This window comes from Micromonospora sp., assembly GCF_048594385.1.
Classification (GTDB): Bacteria; Actinomycetota; Actinomycetes; order Mycobacteriales; family Micromonosporaceae; genus Micromonospora; species Micromonospora wenchangensis.
Map to the genome: position 1 here is coordinate 1 of NZ_JBMDWU010000443.1, position 19,306 is coordinate 19,306.

11 protein-coding genes and 1 pseudogene are annotated in these 19,306 nt (G+C 71.4%); 9 read left to right on the forward strand and 3 right to left on the reverse strand.

The genetic code is table 11. The features are described 5' to 3' along the window. The first annotated feature begins 581 nt into the window (after positions 1-581). From ACOJTC_RS24325 to ACOJTC_RS24365, 9 genes and pseudogenes are all read left to right on the forward strand, one after another. The gene (locus tag ACOJTC_RS24325; RefSeq protein WP_402903720.1) at positions 582-767 is read left to right on the forward strand and encodes a hypothetical protein; all 186 of its coding nucleotides are present in this window, start codon (positions 582-584) and stop codon (positions 765-767) included. A gap of 53 nt (positions 768-820) precedes the next feature. Further along, positions 821-1,288: pseudogene (locus ACOJTC_RS24330) on the forward strand (hypothetical protein); the annotation flags it as partial. 712 nt (positions 1,289-2,000) lie between these two features. Then, a complete protein-coding gene (locus tag ACOJTC_RS24335; RefSeq protein ID WP_420118645.1) occupies positions 2,001-2,429 on the forward strand; it encodes a hypothetical protein in 429 nt (142 codons plus the stop codon). A gap of 122 nt (positions 2,430-2,551) precedes the next feature. After that, positions 2,552-8,311 carry a DEAD/DEAH box helicase family protein gene (locus tag ACOJTC_RS24340; protein WP_420118646.1) on the forward strand — a complete coding sequence of 1,920 codons (5,760 nt, stop codon included), beginning with the start codon at positions 2,552-2,554 and terminating at the stop codon, positions 8,309-8,311. 126 nt (positions 8,312-8,437) lie between these two features. Continuing rightward, entirely contained in the window at positions 8,438-11,407 is a 2,970-nt protein-coding gene (locus ACOJTC_RS24345; protein WP_420118623.1) for a Tn3 family transposase, read from the forward strand. A gap of 89 nt (positions 11,408-11,496) precedes the next feature. Further along, positions 11,497-11,931 carry a hypothetical protein gene (locus ACOJTC_RS24350; RefSeq protein ID WP_420118624.1) on the forward strand — a complete coding sequence of 145 codons (435 nt, stop codon included), beginning with the start codon at positions 11,497-11,499 and terminating at the stop codon, positions 11,929-11,931. Further along, positions 11,928-14,171, forward strand: a complete 2,244-nt coding sequence (locus ACOJTC_RS24355; RefSeq protein WP_420118625.1) for a tetratricopeptide repeat protein — start codon at positions 11,928-11,930, stop codon at positions 14,169-14,171. The genes ACOJTC_RS24350 and ACOJTC_RS24355 overlap by 4 nt, the downstream gene beginning before the upstream one ends. Positions 14,172-14,289: 118 nt before the next feature. Beyond that, a complete protein-coding gene (locus ACOJTC_RS24360; protein ID WP_420118626.1) occupies positions 14,290-15,381 on the forward strand; it encodes a tyrosine-type recombinase/integrase in 1,092 nt (363 codons plus the stop codon). A 590-nt stretch (positions 15,382-15,971) separates the two neighbouring features. Next, complete coding sequence (locus tag ACOJTC_RS24365; protein WP_357768226.1) at positions 15,972-16,115, forward strand: hypothetical protein; 144 nt, start codon at positions 15,972-15,974, stop codon at positions 16,113-16,115. Positions 16,116-16,284: 169 nt separating this feature from the next. On the opposite strand, the gene ACOJTC_RS24370 is transcribed toward ACOJTC_RS24365, so the two are convergent. From ACOJTC_RS24370 to ACOJTC_RS24380, 3 genes are read right to left on the reverse strand one after another with little or no spacing between them, the layout of a single operon-like run. After that, positions 16,285-17,238, reverse strand: a complete 954-nt coding sequence (locus tag ACOJTC_RS24370; protein ID WP_420118627.1) for a hypothetical protein — start codon at positions 17,236-17,238, stop codon at positions 16,285-16,287. Positions 17,239-17,251: 13 nt separating this feature from the next. Then, positions 17,252-18,751 carry a relaxase/mobilization nuclease domain-containing protein gene (locus tag ACOJTC_RS24375; protein ID WP_420118628.1) on the reverse strand — a complete coding sequence of 500 codons (1,500 nt, stop codon included), beginning with the start codon at positions 18,749-18,751 and terminating at the stop codon, positions 17,252-17,254. Then, positions 18,751-19,191 (reverse strand): plasmid mobilization protein, encoded by a 441-nt coding sequence (locus ACOJTC_RS24380; RefSeq protein ID WP_420118629.1) that lies wholly within the window; start codon positions 19,189-19,191, stop codon positions 18,751-18,753. Before ACOJTC_RS24380 ends, ACOJTC_RS24375 begins: the two co-directional genes overlap by 1 nt. Between the last annotated feature and the right edge of the window lie 115 nt (positions 19,192-19,306).

Sequence of the window (19,306 nt, forward strand, 5' to 3'; positions counted from 1 at the left end):
CAGACGCTTGACCGCTTCGAGGAGCTTTACACCAAAGTGCCGGTGTTGCCAGACGGTTCTATCACCACCCGCTCCCCCGGGGGGCTGGGGTTGGGGGCTTGCCGGCGCGGACGGCCGGGGGGTGGGGGTGGGATCTCCTCGTGTCGGCCGATCTCCGATCGACCGGACCGGGTCTGGGGCGGCCAGGCTCGGCGTAGCCGACCGCGAAGCGGCTTGGCCTGGCCGTCTCGGACCCGGTCTGGTAGCCCTCTGGGCGGCCGACACGAGGAGATCCCACCCCTGGGTGACCACTCACTCACCTGGCGGTTGCGGTCCCTGCCGGATCTCCGAGAGAGGCCCCGCCGGAGGCGTCGATGTTGGCAAGCGTGACCATCGGCGGCCCGGGTCCGGTCCGCGTCTCTGGGCTGCTCTCGCTGCCGCTGTTGGTGATTCCGCGGCATCACCCCCTCGGCGGTGCCGGCGCTGGCACGGCGTCTGCTGGGCTTGGGGCACCGCCGGGAGCGTCCCGCGACCCTGCCCAGGGGTCGATCTCGCTCGACATCCTGACTACGGTGGTGATCAAGCGATCACCTGGGGGAGCGATGGCTGACGACGCCGCTGTACCGATGGCCGCGCCGGACGCGGCGGACCTACCTGACGGTCTCGCCGCCGGCCTGCAATCGCAGATCGACGACCTGACGGCCACCCTGGAGCACCACCAACGCCTGTTCGAGTCGTTGCGGGCGCGGGGGTTGCTGCCCACCGATCCTGACGACGGACGACCGTGACGGCCGCGCCGGATCAGCCGGCGGCCCGGCCTGCGCGGGAGGTTGCCGAGCGTGTGGCGGCCTCGGTCGACCGGACCGCCGCGCTACGCGGCCGGGCCGGCTCGCTGGCCGCTCAGGTCGCCGGGCCGGCTCGCCTGTCGACGGTCCCTGACACGCGGCGGCAACGCCTCCTGGCCGTCCAGGGCGCAGCGGCCGACTTCTACCGGGCCCAACTCGACCGGCCCGACGGGGCATCGCCGGCCCGGTGGCTGACCGCTCAAGGCGTTCCGGTCGACGGGCGGTGGGCGGTGGGGTACGCGCCGGACCGGCCGGCCGCGCTGGTCAACGAGCTGCGACGGCAGGGCTTCACCGATGTGGAGATCCGCGCGTCCGGCCTCGCGGCGACGGGCCGCAGCGGGCAGTTGGTCGACCGGTTCCGTAACCGGGTGATGGTCGGCATCCGCGAGCACCGCGATCCGGACCGGCCGGTGGTCGGTTTCGTCGGCTACGCCCCGCCCGGTGTGCCGGACGTGGCACCGGTGCTGCACAGCCCCGCCACGGCGGTGTTCCGCCCGGCCGAGGTGGTGTTCGGGCTCGCCGAGCAGCCTGAGCGCACCGGCCGGTCGGTAGTGGCGCGGACCGCGGTGGAGGCCATCGCCCTGGCCGAACGCGGCGAGGGTACGCCGCTGGCGGTGGCCGCGTGCGGGCCGGCGTTGACCGGGCCTCAGGTCGCGGCGCTCACCGCGCAGGCGGACCCGGCGGCCGGCGTCGCGGTGGTCGTCGACGAGGACGGCAGCGCCGATGGGCGTCGCTCCGCCGCGCGGGCTTTCCATGTACTCGACCCGGCGGTGACCCGGCACCCGGATCGGCCGGGGCCGGTGCTGGCCGTCGCCGCTGGCGGCGAGGACACCTGGCCGCTGGTGGAGGTCGTGGTCACCGCCCGCGTCGACTGGGCCGTCCGCACGTTCACCACCGGGGCGGGCCGGGAGGCCGCCGCGCAGTCGATCCGCGCGATCCTGCACGGTCAGCCGGCCGACGTCGCCGGCCCGTTGGCCGCGTACGCCGCAGGTCGGCTCGGCGTTCCCGTCGACCCGACGCCGGCAGCGCCCCCGCCGGCCGTGACCGAGCAGACCTCCGTCCCGGCACCGGTGCCGGCGGTCCTCGACGGCGCGGCGACCACGACCGGCCCGCCGGTCGGCGCTGTCACCGCCGACCAGCCGACCGCAGCGCCAGAGAAGACGGAGCCCGCAGACGATGAACCGGTACGGGGCGCAAGCCCAGAGGCACTGGCAGACGCACCTACCGAACCGGTACGCGGCGTTGATAGCCGACGGGACGGACCTGAACAGCTTCTTCTCGACTTTGGGGGATCAGGCGCTGCACCAGATCGAGGACCTGACGAGGAAACTCGCCGGCCCGGACCCGACCGGCGAGGGGTACCTCGACAAGCTGGGCCGGCTGAACGAAGCCCGGATGGCGGCCGAGGAACAGGTGCTGCCGGAGCTGATCCTGATCGACCCGGAGACGAACGAGACCAGCCCGCCGACGACGCCGAACCCCTCACCGCAGACGGATCAGGACTGGATCCCGATGGTGGAGGACCCAACCGACCCGCGGTGGCAGGAGATCGCGGAGCAGGAAGCCGCGATGAACGACGACAGCGACCCGCCCGCCCGCAGCTAGACCCCGAACCGGCCGAACCGGGCCCGCCACCGCAGACGCAGCCACCAGCCACGACGCCCGATCCGGACCGGCCGGTGTCGTTCACCCCGAGGGGGCAAGGGGACCTTGCCCCCCGGGGTGAGGTGGCCCGGCTCACCGCGAACCTCGCCGCGCTGCGCACCCTGCGGACGCTCCAGGCCGAGGACCGGCCGGCCACCGCCGAGGAACAGGCGGTGCTGGCCCGCTGGTCGGGGTGGGGTGCGGTGCCGGGGGTGTTCGAGGGTCGCACCGAGCACCGCAACCACGAACGGTTCGCGGCGGCCCGCGAGGAACTGCGGCAGTTGCTCGACGAGCGGGAGTACGCGGCGGCCGAACGCAACACCCTGAACGCGCACTACACCGACGCGGCGTACGTCCGAGCCATCTGGGACGCGGTCTCCGCCCTCGGGTTCGACGGCGGCGACGTGCTGGAACCGGGCTGCGGGCCGGGCACCTTCATCGGCCTGGCGCCGGGCAACGCCCGGATGGTTGGGGTCGAGGTGGAGCCGGTCACCGCCGGGATCGCCGCCGCGCTCTATCCCCACGCCACCATCCGTACCGAGTCGTTCGCGGACACCCGCGCGCCGGCCGCGACGTTCGACCTGACGATCGGCAACGTGCCGTTCGGGGCCTTCGCGCTGGCCGACCGGCGATACAACCCGGGTAAGCACTCGATCCACAACCACTTCCTGATCAAGAGCCTGCACCTGACCCGGCCCGGTGGGCTGGTGGTGGCGCTGACGTCCCGCTACACCATGGACGCCGCGAACCCGGCCGCCCGGCGGGAGATGGCCGCGGTGGCGGACCTGGTGGCCGCCGTGCGGCTGCCGACCGGCGCGCACGAGGACGCCGCCGGCACCAAGGTCGTCACCGACCTGCTGATCCTGCGCCGCCGGGAGCCCGGACAGGATCAGGCGGGGATGGCCTGGGAGCAGACCCGGGAGATCGACGTTCCCGGCGGTGACACCGTCCACGTCAACGAGTTCTTCGCCAACCGGCCCGACCGGGTCCTCGGGGACCTGTCCGTCGGCCGGGGCGCCCACGGCGCGCAGGACCTGGTCGTCACCGGATCCGGCGACACCGCCGCCGACCTGGTCCGGGTCCTGGGTGAGGTGGTCGATGAGGCTCGCCTCGCCGGGTTGACCCTGACTCCTCGCGTCGAGGCCGGTCCGGCCGCGCCGGTCGCGGTCCTGGCTGCCGTCGGCCGCGAAGAGGGCCACATCGAAGCGCTCGACGACGGCACGTTCACCACCGTCATGGCCGGTCAGGTCGTCGAGCACAAGGTGCCCGCCACCCAGGCCGACGAACTGCGGGCGTTGCTGCTGCTGCGCGACACCGTGACGGCGCTGCTGCGCGCGGAGTCGTCGTCGCTGGACGACGGCGACGAGCACCCCGACGGGCCCCCGGCCGGCTCGGCGGCGATCCTGCGGATCCGCCTCAACACCCTCTACGACGCCTACGTCGCGCAGTACGGGTACCTCAACCGCTACGACACCTACACCCGCCGGCAGCGCAACAAGACCACCGGTGAGCTGGAGACGATCCTCGACGAGGAGACCGGCCAGCCGAAGCTGTACCGCAACTACCCCCAGCTCGCCGGATTCCGCGGAATCGACCCGTACGCCGCCACGGTGTTCGCCCTTGAGAACTTCAACGACGACACCCGCACCGCCACCAAGGCGGACATCTTCAGCAAGCGGGTCATCCTGCCCCGGGCGGCCCGCCTGGGTGCCGACAGCCCCGAAGACGCGCTGGCGATCTGCCTCGACGACCACGGCGCGGTGCTCCTGCCGGAGATCGCCCGGCTGCTCGGCGTCGACGAGATCCAGGCCCGGGAAGTCCTCGGTGAGCTGGTCTACGACGATCCCGCCAACGGCCGGCTGGTCGAAGCCGCCGGGTACCTGTCCGACAACGTCCGCGCCAAGCTCGACCAGGCGCTGATCGCCGCCGAGGACGACCCGAGGTTCGAGGTCAACGTCCGCGCGCTGCAACGGGTCCTGCCCCGCGACGTCGGCCCCGGCGAGATCATGGTGTCCTTCGGCGCCCCGTTCATCGACTACCAGGACGTGCAGGCGTTCCTTCAGGAGATCCTGCGCGATCCGCGGCTGAGGGTGACGCACCCCGGCGGATCGGACTGGCAGGTCAAGGGCAGCCGGACCGGGGTCCTCGCCCGGTCGACCTGGGGCACCGCCGGCATGTCCGCTCCGGAACTTGCGCAGCGGCTGCTGACCAAGACCCCGATCCGGGTGTTCTATGAGGTCGAGGAGGGCAAGCGGGCGTTCGACGTGGAGGCGACCGCCGCCGCGCAGGCCAAGGCCGTCGAGCTGGAGGAACGGTTCGAGTCCTGGGTGTGGGAGGAACCGGAGCGGGCCGCCCGGATCGCGGCCACCTACAACCGGATGTTCAACGCCCACGTCCCCCGCAGCTACGTCGGCGTGCGGCGCAGCCTGCCTGGCATCTCGGTGGAGTTCAAGCCCCGCCCGCACCAGATCGAGGCGGTCACCCGGATCGTCAACGAACCCGGGGTGGGCCTGTTCCACTGCGTCGGCGCGGGTAAGACCGCCGTGATGGCGATCGGCGCGATGGAACTCAAGCGCCTCGGGCTGGTCAACAAACCCGCCATCGTCGTCCCGACGCACCTGCTCGAACAGTTCTCCCGGGAGTTCCTCCAGATCTACCCGCAGGCCCGGGTCCTGGCCGCCGGGCAGGACGACACCAGCGCCGCCCGCCGGCAACGGTTCGTGGCCCGCTGCGCCACCGGCAACTGGGACACCGTCATCATGGCCGCGTCGTTCTTCGAGACGCTGCGGCTGTCCGACGACGAGCAGCGCCGCTTCCTCGACGGGGAGCTGAAAGACCTCCGACAGAAGATCGAACGGGCGCACGACCAGGCCGTCGCCAACGGCGAGGACCCGGGCCGCAACGCCGCCGTCAAGCGGCTCCAAGCCTCCCTGCTCCGCACGGAAGAGAAGATCAAGGCGAAGTTCGACAAGCCGACCGACCCCGGCGTGACGTTCGACCAGGCAGGCGTCGACTTCGTGTTCCGCGACGAGTGGCACGACCTGAAGAACGACACGATCGTGTCGAGCATCGCCGACGCCAGCAACGACGGCTCGAACCGGGCGATCGACTTCCGCGCCAAGCTCGACTTCCTGCGCCGCCGCTACGGGCAGCGGGTGGTGTGCGGGGCCACCGCCACCCCGATCGCCAACAGCGTGCGGGAGCTGTACGTCGTCACCCGGCACCTGCGCCCGGACCTGCTCGAATCCACCGGCACCATGGACTTCGACACCTGGGCGTCGGTGTTCGGCAAGGTCGTCACGTCGGTGGAGATCTCACCCACCGGCAGCGGCTTCCAGACCAAGTCCCGGCTGGCGAAGTACACCAACGCCGCCGAGCTGTCGCTGATGCTGCGCACCTTCGGCGACATCCGCACCCCCGACGACCTGCAACTACCCACCCCGCTGCTGACCGTCAACGCCGACGGGCACCGCGCCCCGCACGTCATCTCCATCGACCCCGCGCCCGAGCTGGTCGACTTCATCGCCACCCTCGACGACCGGGTCGAGTGGTGCCGCAACCACCCCCGCGAACGGGAGATCGACAACATCCTGAAGATCTCCGGCGAGGCACGGGCCGCGTCGCTGGACCTGCGGCTACTCGGCATGGCCCAGGACACCCCCGGGAAGATCGACGTGGCGGCCCGCAACATCGCCGAGATCTGGCAGGCACACCGCGACACCCGCTACCTGGCCGACCCGGACGCCACCAACCCGGTCGAGCACCCGACGCCCGGCGCCCTGCAGATCGTGTTCTGCGACCTGGGCACCCCGAAGAAGGACCCAGACCGGTGGACGGCGTATGAGGCGCTGCGCGACCGGCTGGTCGACCTGGGGATGCCCCGCGACGCCGTCAGGTTCATCCATGAGGCCGCCAGTGACAAGGACAAGGCCAACCTGTTCGCCGCCTGCCGCAACGGCGACGTGTCCGTGCTCATCGGCTCGACCGGCCGGATGGGCACCGGCACCAACATCCAGAACCGGGCCGTCGCCCTGCACCACCTCGACTGCCCATGGCGGCCGGCCGACATCACCCAGCGAGACGGCCGCATCATGCGCCAGGGCAACCAGAACGCCGAGGTCAGCATCTACCGGTACGTCGTCACCGGCTCCTTCGACGCCTTCAGCTGGCAGACCGTCGCCCGCAAGGGCGGCTTCATCGACCAGATGATGCGCGGCACCGTCGCCCGAGAGATCGAGGACGTCTCCGACGAAACCCTCCAGGCCCACCAGATCAAGGCCATCGCCACCGGCAACCCGCTGCTCATCGAGAAGGAAGAGTTGGGGATGGAGCTGGCCCGGCTGGAACGGGCCAACCGATCCCACCACAACACCCACGCCGCCCTGGAAAGGCAGATCCGGGAGCTGCACCAGTGGATCGCCGTCGACGAGCGGCGCGTCGACGCACTCGACCAGACGATCGCCCAACGCCAGGACGTACGCGGGGACAAGTTCCGGATGACCGTGGCCGGCCACCACCTCGACAAGCGGCCCGACGCCGGCCGCGCGCTGCAACACGCCCTCACCGCCGCGTCCGCCGGCCTCGGCTCCACCGAGCAACGCGACCGGGTGCCGCTGGCCACGCTGGGAGGCTTCGACGTCACGGCGACGATCTGGAACGGCCGCGACGGAGTCCTGGTCTCCCTGACCGTCAACAACGACTCCGGCATGACCACGCAACTGTCACTGACCGATGCCACCACCGGTGATGCCACCGGCCTGATCCGCCGCCTCGAACACCACCTCGCCTCCCTGGAGACCCGACGCGGCCAGCTCGTCGCCAACATCGCCGGTCAACGGGAAGAGATCGAGCGGGCCCGCGCCCAACTCGGTCAGCCCTTCGCCCGCCACGACGAACTCGTCAGCACCCGCCGCCGGATGCGGGCCGTGTCCGCCGCCGTCGACGCGATCGCCGACCTCGACTCCGTCCCGGTCAGCACCACCACCGCACCGGCCGTACCCGTCACCCTCGACGGCACCTGGATGCCCGACCAGGTACGCGACAGCCTCACCGACGACGAACGCACCTGGCTGAACACCCGCATCGACCGCGTCGCCAACGCCGGCACGGTGCAAGCCGCCGCCCGCGCCCAGGACGACGTCGCCGCATTCGCCGCCACCTTCGACAGGGCACTCAGCACCATGCTCGGCGACCCGAACGAGCCCAACCTGTCCGTAGCGATCTTCCTACGATGCGACGACCCCGACTGGCGCGCAAGGCTGTTCAACGCCGCACGCCAAGCCGTCCACGACACGGTCCGAGCCACCCCGGACCCCACAGCCGGGACGGCCAGCCCCCCGCCCGACCGATCCGACCCAAGCGAAGCACCCCGGATCCTGCTCACCGACGACGAGATCCGCACCCGGGTACTAGCGCTCGCGGCGGCGCCCACCCGCGACGAACGGACCTGGCTCAACCAGGCCACCACCCGCCTCTGCACGAGCCCCGACCTCAACGCCGCCGCTCAAGCCGGCGACATGAGCCGCTTCGCCCAGACCTTCAGCCCGGCCATCACCGCACAGCTGGCCGACGCCCCCGCCCGGCTGGCCGAGCTGGCCGCCGCCGGTGACCACCTGGTCGACGACCTGCGCACCGTCATCCAGCACTACGTCTACGCCAAGACCCGGACGGAACTCGCACCGCCGGCCAACCCCACACCAGCCAGCGCTGCGGCGAAAGCCGCAGCGATGACGGCCATCGCGTTCCCGTCCACCACCGTCGCGTCGACGTCGGCCACGGCGCAGCCCACGGCGCCGGTAGCCCGCCGAGCCTCACCAACGGCTGAGCCCGAGTCCGCCCGGTAGGGGTGCCGGTAAGGAACGTGTCACCAGCCGCAATCGAGGGTGATCGAGCTGGTCAGCAAGGTGAGCGTGTATGGGTTCGGGCCCGGGGCGCCGAGGTCGAGGTGGGATGCGCCATGATCTGCGGCCATGGCGCGATCGCTGGATCTCGATGAGCTGGTCGAGCATTGGACGCTGCTGGACGACGAGCGGGTCCTGATCGCGGGCAAGCGCGGGCCGACGCGGCTCGGGTTCGCGTTGCTGTTGAAGTTCTACATCTGGGTCGGCCGGTTCCCGCGCGGCCGCGGCGAGTTGCCGAACGAGGCAGTGGAGTTCGTGGCCCGGCAGGTCGGTGTCGAGCCGGCCGAGCTTGGACTTTACGAGTGGTCGGGCCGCACGATCGAGTACCACCGGGCGCAGATCCGCAGCCATCTGGGTTTCCGCGAGTGCACGGTGGCTGACGCGGAGCAGCTGACTCGCTGGCTGGCCACTGCGGTGTGTGAGGCCGAGCGGCGCTCGGAGCTGGTGCGCGACGAGTTGCTGGTGCGCTGCCGAACCGAGCGGATTGAGCCGCCGACGGCCGGGCGGATCGACCGGATCGTGCGTTCGGCGCTGCACCAGGCCGAGCAGGCGCTGACCGCCCGGATCGCGGCCCGGCTGCCCGTCGACGTCGCGGGCCGGCTCCGCTCGCTGGTCGCGGTCGACGTCCCGGACGACGACACCGGCGAGGAATCGGTGCTGGTGCTGATCAAGTCGGTGCCGGGCAACGTGAGCCTGGAGTCGATGCTCACCGAGATCCGCAAACTGCGCGCGGCCCGGGCGATCGGCCTGCCGGGCGACCTGTTCGCGGACGTCGCCCCGCGGGTGCTGGCCGGCTGGCGGGCCCGGGCGATGGTGGAGTCCCCGTCGCACCTGCGCGATCATCCTGAGCCGCTGACGTTGACGCTGCTCGCGGCGTTGCTGCACAGCCGGCTGCTGGAGATCACCGACGCCTTGGTCGAGCTGTTGATCTCCACGGTGCACCGGATCGGCGCCCGCGCGGACCGGAAGGTCACCGAGGAGTTGGTCAACGCGTTCAAACGGGTGACCGGCAAGGAGAACCTGCTGTTCGCGATCGCCGAGGCATCGCTCGGCCGGCCCGATGACGCCGTACGCGAGGTGGTCTTCCCGGCGGTGTCGGGCGGCGAGCAGACCCTGCGCGAGCTGGTCCACGAGTTCAAGACCAAGGGGCCGGTGTACCGGCGGACCGTGCAGACCACGCTGAAGGCGTCCTACTCCAACCACTACCGGCGGGGCCTGATCGAGCTGCTCGACGTGCTCGAGTTCCGGTCGAACAACGCTACCTACCGGCCGGTCCTCGACGCCTTGGACCTGATCCGCCGGCACGTCGACGCCCGCACCACCTACTACCCGGCCGGCGAGACCGTGCCCACCCACAAAGGGGTGCTCGGCGACTGGACCACGCTGGTGTTCAAGGACGAGGGCAAGGCCGGGCGGCGGGGGGTGCGGCGCAGCGTGTACGAGATCTGCACCTTCCAGGCGCTGCGCGAGCAGCTGCGGTGCAAGGAGATCTGGGTCGTCAGCGCCGATAAGTGGCGCGACCCCGATCAGGATCTTCCGCACGACTTCGAGGCGCGCCGCGACGCCCACTACGCCGCCCTGCGTAAGCCGCTGGATCCGACGGCGTTCATCGACCAGTTGCGTACGGAGATGCGCGACGAGCTGGCCGCGCTCGACACGAGTCTGCCGAAGCTGGCCTGGTTGCAGATCGCCGACCGGGGCAAGAACGGGCCGATCAAGCTGACCGACTTGGACGCCGCGCCGGAGCCGCAGAACTTGCGCCGGCTCAAGAGCGAGGTCCGTACCCGGTGGGGCACGGTACCGCTGATCGACATGCTCAAGGAGGCGGTCCTCCGTACGGGGCGCCTCGCCGGCGTGACCGGCACCGCTGGCCGCGGGGACCTCGCGGCGGAGGTCCTGGCGGAGCGGCTGCTGCTGGCAATCTATGCGTACGGCACGAACACCGGGATCCGGGCGGTCGCGGGCAACGGGGTGCTCGGGCACGGCGAGGAAGATATCCGCTACGTGCGCCGCCGCTACCTGAGCGCCGAGGTTGCCCGCACGATCGCGACCGAGATCGCGAACGCCACGTTTGCGGCCCGGGCGCAGACCGTCTGGGGCGCGGGCTCTACTGCGGTCGCCTCCGACTCGACGCACTTCGGGGCGTTCGACCAGAACATCTTCACCGAGTGGCACTCCCGCTACGGCGGGCGTGGTGTGCTCATCTACTGGCACGTCGAGCGCAAGAGCATGGCCATCCACTCCCAGCTCATCACCTGCACCGCGTCGGAGGTCGCCGCGATGGTCGAGGGGGCGATGCGGCACGGCACCACGATGGAGGTCGAGGGCAACTACGTCGACTCGCACGGCCAGTCCGAGGTCGGGTTCGGCATCACCCGGCTGCTCGGCTTCGACCTGCTCCCCAGGATCAAGCGGATCAACAAGGTGCGGCTGTACCGGCCGGCCGCTGGCGAACCCGACGCCTACCGCCGGTTGGCGCCGGCGCTGACCAGGCCGATCCGGTGGGACGTCATCGCCGAGCAGTACGACCAGATGATCAAGTACGCGACCGCGATCCGGGCCGGTACCGCCTCGACCGAGGCGATCCTGCGCCGGTTCACCCGCGCCAACGCCCAGCATCCCACCTACCAGGCGATGATCGAGGTCGGCCGGGCCCAGCGCACCGTCTTCGTCGCCCGCTACCTGCGCGATCGGGACCTGCAACGCGAGATCAACGAAGGGCTGAACGTCGTCGAGTCGTGGAACCGGGCCAACAGCGTGATCTTCTACGGTAAGGGCGGTGACATCGCCACCAACCGCCGCGACGAGCAGGAACTGTCCGTGCTGTGCCTGCGCGTGCTGCAAGCAGCCCTCGTCTACGTCAACACGTTGATGGTCCAGGACGTGCTCGCCGACGACGAGTGGGCTGGCGCGTTGACCGACGCCGACCGGCGCGGCCTCACGCCCTTGTTCTGGACCCACGTCGCCCCGTACGGCGAGGTGAAACTTGACATGAGCAGCCGTTTGACGCTTGCCACCGACCAGCGGGGGCGATCGTGACGGCGGGCGTCCGGCGGTGTGGTGTCCGGACGGTGATCCCACCGCTGGCGGTGACGGTCCACAATGGGGTGATGGCGCAAGGTGATCGGATGCGTGGGTGGGCGGTGGTGATCGCCGTCGGGGTGGTGGTCGCGGCGCTGGGGGTGTTCCTGGCTGTCCAGACCCTCGACAGGGCGGACAAGTTCGCCAGTGTGTTCGGGTTGTTCGTCGCGGTGGCTGGTCTGGGCCTGTCCGCGTATGGGGTGTTCGGTGCCCGGCGGGCGGCAGGTGGGCAGTCGGTGGCCGATAGCGTCGTCGGCGGTGGGGTGACCCAGGTCCGTGGGGTCCGCGGCAGCGTGCGTTTCGGCCCGTCGGCACCGGACGTGGGATCGCCGTCCATACCCGCCACGCCGCAGCCGTCGGCTCCTGGGGCGGCGGCCGACGGCGTACCGGCCGGGAATGGGCAGTCGGTGACGCGGTCGTGGACGGCGGGGCCGGTGCGGCAGGTCGATGATGTCGACGGTGACGTGGACATCGACCGGTGAGCCGCCGGTGGTGGCCGCAGCCGGCGGCGGGTCAGATGGTGACCGGCAGTGTGGTCTTCGGGGACATCATCCAGATCTCCCACGTCGACGGGGATGTCACCGTCATCAGCCCGGACCGGCCGCCCTACCGGGTGAGCGCGGCCGACAGCGCCCCGGCGCCGGTGAGTGTGGTCAAGGCCCGGTCGCAGCCGAGCCGCCTGCTGCTGGCCCACCATCAGGTCGTGCCGTTCACCGGCCGCGAGCGGACCCTGGACGCGCTGGCCGAGTGGATACGCGGTGGCGAGCCGGTCGCGGCGCGTCTGGTCCACGGCGCGGGTGGGCAGGGCAAGACCCGTCTCGCGGCCGAGGTCACGGCGCAGTGCGCGGCCGCGGGGTGGGCGGTGTGGAAGGTGACCCATACCCCGACCCCGGTGTCCGGTGCCGTGCCGGTGTCCCGGGCCGAGCTGCCTGGCGGCGCGGTGCTGGCGGTGGTGGACTACGCCGACCGGTGGCCGGCCTCGGCGCTGCTGGCCCTGCTCACCCAGCTCCGAGACCTGCACACGCGGGCCGGCACGCGGGTGCGGGTGCTGATGCTGGCCCGCGCCGACGGCTACTGGTGGCCGGCGGTGGCCAACCGGGCCGAGGGCGACCTCGATGTCGACACCGACCAGATGGCGTTGCCGCCGCTGGCCGCCGACAGCGACGACGACCGGTCGACGCTGTTCACCACCGCGGCGGCGCGGTTCGCCACGGCCATGAACGTCGCGCAGACCGGCTGGCCGGTGCCGGACCTGACCGGGCCCGCCTTCGCGCAGGTCCTGGCCGTGCACATGGCCGCCCTGGCCACCGTCGACGCGATCGGTCACGGCGAGGCCCCACCATCTGTGCGGACGGACGCGGTCTCGGCGTACCTACTGCGCCGGGAACAAGAGTACTGGCACGAGCTGCACGCCCGACCCGACAATCCCGTAAAGAGCCCACCCAGGGTGATGCACCGCGCGGTGGTCACCGCGACCCTGACCGGAACCCAACCCCGACCCGCCGCCCGACACGCCCTCGCCCAGACCGGGTTCGCCGCCGACAGCACCGCTGCGGACCAGATCATCGACGACCACACGACCTGCTACCCACCGACCGACACCCGCACCGTGTTCGAGCCGTTGCACCCCGACCGGCTCGGTGAAGACCTCATCGCCCTGTCCACCCCCGGCCACAGCCACCGCGGCGTCACCAATCTGGAACGCGACTGGACACCCGCCGCGATCACCGACCTGCTCACCACCGGCGGGACACCACCACCGCCATGGACAGCGGCCATGGTCACCACTCTCGTCGAAACCGCACACCGGTGGCCGCACATCGCTACCGACGTGCTGTACCCACTCATCCGCCAGCACCCCACCCTGATGATCACCGCCGGAGGAGCCGCCCTCACCCGCCTGGCCGACATCCCCGACATCGACCCGACCATCCTGGAAACCCTCGAACCCCTCCTCCCCAACGGCCGCCACATCGACCTCGACATCGCCGCCGCTGCCATCACCAACACGCTCACCCACCACCGCCTCACCCACACCACCGACCCCGCCCAACAAGCCCTTCTGCACGCCACCCTGGCATGGCGCCTCTCCAACGCCGGCCGCAGGGAGCAGGCCCTGGCCCCCGCCGAAGAAGCGGTCCGCATCCGGCGCCGGCTGGTCGAGGCCAACCCCGACGCCTACCTGCCCGACCTCGCCGCGTCGTTGAACAACCTCGGCCTCCGCCTGTCGGAGCTGGGCCGCAGGGAGCAGGCCCTGGCCCCCGCCGAAGAAGCCACCGACATCTACCGCCGGCTGGCCGAGGCCAACCCCGACGCCTACCTGCCCAACCTCGCCATGTCGTTGAACAACATCGGCATCCGCCTGTCGGAGCTGGGCCGCAGGGAGCAGGCCCTGGCCCCCGCCGAAGAAGCCACCGACATCCGGCGCCGGCTGGCCGAGGCCAACCCCGACGCCTACCTGCCCAACCTCGCCATGTCGTTGTGGTCGTACGCGTGGGTTTGCGTGAACGGGCAGCACAACTGGCCTGCGGCGCTGGAGTCGATCACCGAGGCGATCGACATCTTCGGGCCGTTGACCGAACAGCTACCGCAGATGTTCGGTGGACGGTTGTTCGCGGCGTACCGGACCCAGGCCGATGTGCTTGCCGGTCTCGGTCGCCTGGACGAGGCGAACGATCTTCGCCGACAGATCGATGAGGCTACTGGCGGGTCTCCGACGTGACGACGTCAATTGCCTTCAGGGAAGGTCCCTTCTGTGAAGGAAACCGTACGATGAGCCGGTGATCGCACCGGAGCAGCCAGCACCACCGATTCCCAGCCCTCGACCGGATCGGCGCAGATTGCCTTCACGAAAGGTTGCACCTCTGCCCATCGGCGGCCTGACCGTCCCGGACTCGATCGAAGACTGGGCCGGCCGCTACCTCGACGCCGCCGTCCGCGGGGTCCGCTCGGCCGAGGTCGCCGACAAGATCGCCCTACACCTGGCCCGGTTCCGCGACCACTTCCACGCCGCCCACGGCCACGACCGGCTCTCCGCCGTCGTCCATCGCGAAGTGGTCGCCTGGCGTACCCACCTCTCCACCGACCGGGACGCCGGCGGGCTCGGCCTGGCCCCAGCGACGGTCAACACCCACCTCGCCTCGCTATCCGGGTTCACCACCTGGGTGTGCACCCACAACCCGGCCGCCCTCCCGCACGGCAACCCGTGCGCGAAGGTCGGCGACCTGCCACTGCCCCCGCTCGAACCCCGCGCCCTGACACCCGGGCAGATCCGCACCCTGAAGAACGTCCTCGACCGGCTACCCCGCTTCCACCAGCACAAAGGCCGACGCCGCAGCACGGCCCGCGAACTGCACGCCCACGCCCGGCCCCTGCGCGACCGCGCGATCGTGCACACCCTGCTCGGCACCGGTCTGCGCCGCGAGGAACTGGTCAACCTCGACCTGGAGCAGATCACCCCGAACACCCCAGAGGCGCTGCGCGCGGCGAAGAAGGCGAAGATCAGCGGCGTTCGCGGCAAGGGCGGCACCAGCCGCACCATGTTCCTCGGCGCCGACGGCCGCACCGCCCTCGCCGACTACCTGGAACACGAACGCCCGGCCGACGCCGACGTGACATCGGCCGCGCTGTTCCTGTCCGCCGCCTCGATCGGCTCCCGCCGCCCCGACGGCCGGCTGTCCCCGCGCTCGATCAATCTGATCTGCGAACAGATCGGCCGCTGGCACGACGCCGAGCACACCGACCCGGCCCGGCACATCAGCCCGCTTCGACCCCACGATCTGCGGCACTCGTTCGCCTTCGCCCTCGCTGAGGCCACCGGCAGCGACGCCTACGAGCTCGAGCGCCGGCTCGGTCACCAGTCCCAGCGCTATATCCACCGCTACACCAACCCGCCCGAGGACATCGCCGCCGGCTACGTCGAGCAGATGTGAACACCGTCGTTTGCGGCTGGTGACACGCTTCTTACCGGCACCCCCGGTAGGGAGAGTCGGCTTGACACGGTCAGAGAAGGCGCTGCCGCGCCGCTTCCGGTCCTCGCGCCGTAGCCGGCGCTGCGGTCCGGGTCGGCTTGCCACCGGCTGCGCGTTACAGGTGCAACCGACGTGAACAGGGGATCCTCCACCGGCGCATAGGCCGGCAGCAGGCCCGCGAGCTGCCAGCGTTCATCCACAAGCCAGTAGACAAATCGCGGTCGACCTCGGCCGGAACTGTCCATGATCCCGCTGGTCGGCACGAGAGGCCGGCTTAGTCAAGTGCCCGTTGGGCCACTACAGTCCGAGAAGGCGAACGGATAGTACAGCCCCAGGTGCAGCTGATCGTGTGGACACACTTTCACAACCCGGGTGATGTGCCTTCCTGGCCGCCTCGGTCTGCAAACCGAAAGACGACGGCACCTGGCTGCAACCAGGTGCCGTCAACAACGAGTAACCCTGCTCACGACCAGATGAAAGACAAGGAGACTCGAATGCCGATGCTACGTCCTGTGGCCCTGCCTGCCCATCGTCCCCCTCGGGAACCGCAGGTGCCGCTCCGCAAGCTCGTACTGCTGGCCATCGCGGTCGGTGTCGGCTTCGGCGCTGATCATCAGCCGGACCTCGCGGTCCCGGTCGTACTCGCGCTGGCCAGCTTCAGCGCGCTGGACCGGTTCGACCGGATGATCAGCTAACCCGGCTCATGCCCCACAGGAGCCATCTGCACTTCGCGGAGAAGATGTACGAACTCCTGCCGGCCGGCATCGCTGTACTCACCGGCCCGGAGGCTCCGCCGACGCGGCCGGCGCGGATACTCGCGCCGGCCGCGTCGGCTGTCCTCCGGTACAACGGGGCCGGCAGACCCTATCGGGTGGGCGAGTCGAGCCCCACCTCCACGGCCGTCACCGCAGGGGCCTGCCCGGCTACGTCACTGCTGGTCTTCGGGGTTGCCACCGCATCACGGGTCGAGACGGGGAACGCCCGAGTGGCCGTCGCCGCCGGGTCAGCGGCCGGAACCACACGGCCGGACTCCGCGCGGGCCGACTGTTCCTGAGCGTTGCCCCGGTCGCGATCCCTGGGCACCGTGCCGAGGTCGATCCGCCCGAGGAGTTGGTCCTGCACCACCCGGCACGCGAACGCCCCTGGTGTCCGGGCCCGGTCCACGAAGCCGGGCACACTTCGTAGGAGCTGCTGCACGTCGTGGCCGGCCTGCTGCGCCTGGTCCAGCGTGTACGCCAGAGCACCCCACGCCTCGCACCCGAGCACCCGGTCGGCCCGCCGCCCAGATGGCCACGCCTTGCGGACCTCAGCGGCCATTCGCTCCTGCCTGTCCCGGACCGCCTCTTCGGTCATCGCCGGCCGGCCCACCCGGTCCGTGGCCTCGCGGACCGCCTGGTCGACGGCGTCGGAAAGCACCTCGATGTCGTCCGGTTCCCGCGCCGGCTCGGGCTTCTCACCCGCCTGGCCGGTCCTCTTGGCGAGCTGGTCGACCACCACCTGCCGGGCCTGTTGCGCCCGGGGGTCGACGTGCTGCCACGTTGACGCGGCACGCCACACCTGGGCGATGTCCTCCGTCCCCGCAGTGCGCCACCACCCCGGCCGCATCGCCGGCCGCCACACCGCCGCATCGGCCTGCTGTGCCGCCCGCGCCTGCGCACGGGCCTGCCGGGCCTGCTCCCCGCTGGCCCGCGCGGCCCGTTGCAGTTGCACGATGCGGACCTCGATCAGCAGCTGGGCCAGTTGGCCGGCGGCCTGGATCGCGGCGGTCATCGCCGCAGTGGCCCGCTGGTGGAACTCGGCCATCTCGTTATCGGGCACTACCTCGTCCTCCTCAACGCGAATCCCGGTCGACGCTCGGATCGACGCGGGGTCGGACCGGGCCCGGCACGGTGCGGGCCGGCCGCTGCGGCAAGCCGTTCTGGGTGGGCACGCGCACCTGGTCGACGGGTGGGGCACTCGACTGGAGCAGGGGCATCAGGTGTGCGGCGGCAGCAGCAGCCGCGCCGGCAGCATGGGCCTGTTGCTCCGCGGCGCGCAGCTCGGCCAGCGCCACGACGAGCCGGGCCGCCTGGACGACCACGGCGAGCAGGACCGCCGCCTCGCCACCGTCGCGGGCGTGTCCGGCGACCAACAGGGCATCCGCCACCCGCCCCAACTCCCGGGCGACCGACGACGACGCGGGCGCTGGCGCCCGACGCGGCGGTGCCGCCGCGCGAGCCAGGGCATCGGCGGCCCGGCTCACCGGGCCACGCCCCGACGGTTCGGTGGCCGCCGCCACCCGAGCGAGCAGCTCGGCGCTGGCCCGCGCCACCGCTGGCCACTGCGGCGAGCCGGGAGCCGCCCCCGCCAGCCGGCCGGCGACGTCCTCCAGCACGGCGGCGGACGAGCGCCACACCGCCATCCGGTCCTCACTGCGCAGGCGCGATTCTGCGGAATCCGCTGCCTTCCACTGCTCAGCGGAAGGTCGCCGCGCCTCGGGCCACCGCTTGCGGACCTGGGGCAGGCTGAGGTCTCCGTCCAGGCTGCGCCCCGCGTACCAGGTCGGCTTGCCCACCCCGGCCGGCCGTAGCGCGACCGCGTACCCGACCACCTGGTTCGGGTCCTCCGCCGCCGTCCGCGCAGCGACGAGCAGCCCCGCTCCCTTCATCCGCCCGACCCACTCGGCTTCGCTGTCCGCCCCGGCCAGGGCCGCCCGAACCTGGCGGCGTAGCAGCTCCCGGTCCGGTGCCTGACCGCTGCGCCGGGCCCGGTCGATCTCCGGCCGGCTCAACTCTGGCCGCGTCGTCGCCCCCGCCCGTCCGGGCGTCCACTTGCCCAACCCAAACTCGTCCTCCAGGAGGTCGGCGACCTGCTGGCTGCGCCGCTTGTCCTGCCGCAGCCACACCGGTGCCCCGTCTTCGGTGGCGAGGGTGACGACCAGGTGCACGTGGTCGTTGCCGTTGGCCGACAGCCCGTGCCGCACCGCGACCCACCGGCAGCCGGCCCGCTCCGCGTCCCCGGTGAAGCCCATCTCGGCGACGAACCGGCCCGCGATGCGGCCCCAGGTCGCGTCGTCGAGCTGCCCTTCCTGGGCTGGCAGGCTCAGCGAGCACTGCCACACGTACTGCTGCACCCCGCGCTCCCCGGCAGCGATCTGTGGCGCTTTCAACCGCGCCCCCAGCTCCCCGAGTGACCATTTGCCACCGCCGTCACGCTTCTTCGGAGCGAGTAGCGCCACATCGTCGTACCCGGCGACCAGGTGCGGGCTGACGTGTTCTTCGGCCTTTCCCGGACCGAACAGGTACTTCAGCAGCCCGTCGACGTCGGTGCCGTACGTGACCTTCGGAATCATCAGCGGCGGCCCGTCTGCGCGGCGGCGATCGCGGTCACCAGCTCGTCGACGCGCGCCGCGACCCGGGCCAGGTACGCCGCCGTCGCGGCCAGATCCCCGGACGGCTCACCGGTGGAGTGCAGCCGAGCCACGGCCTGGTTGAGGTTGTGCGCCGCACCGCGCACCTGCCGATGCGCGCCCATCAGCTCGACCAGCAGTGGACCCGCTTCGCCCCCGCCGCCGCCGGTCGGGGCGGGCACCAGTGGTGCCGTCCCGACCTCGGCCAGGTACGCCGAGGTAGCCATCCGGGCCGCCGCCGCGTTCGCCTCGACCGCCGCCATCTCCGCCTCGGACAACCGCACGGTCACCCGGTGCACGCGCGGATCATCGTCGTTGTGGGCACGCCGTCGGCGCTCGCTCGCACCGAACCGGACCACGCCGACCTGCGCAGGGTCAACCACGTCGACCACCCTCCCGACGAGGGTGACCCGTCGTCTCCTGACCGGCCGCTGCGCGGCCTGACTGACTAAAAGTCAGACTTTTACTCCAACTTGCTTCCCCGCCGAAGGCGGTCGT

Excerpts from the sequence above, each read along its gene's own strand:
- ACOJTC_RS24325 (WP_402903720.1), top strand. The coding sequence starts at position 582 with ATGGCTGACGACGCCGCTGTACCGATGGCCGCGCCGGACGCGGCGGAC.
- ACOJTC_RS24375 (WP_420118628.1), bottom strand. The coding sequence starts at position 18,751 with ATGATTCCGAAGGTCACGTACGGCACCGACGTCGACGGGCTGCTGAAG.
- ACOJTC_RS24350 (WP_420118624.1), top strand. The coding sequence starts at position 11,497 with ATGCGTGGGTGGGCGGTGGTGATCGCCGTCGGGGTGGTGGTCGCGGCG.
- ACOJTC_RS24335 (WP_420118645.1), top strand. The coding sequence starts at position 2,001 with ATGAACCGGTACGGGGCGCAAGCCCAGAGGCACTGGCAGACGCACCTA.
- ACOJTC_RS24345 (WP_420118623.1), top strand. The coding sequence starts at position 8,438 with ATGGCGCGATCGCTGGATCTCGATGAGCTGGTCGAGCATTGGACGCTG.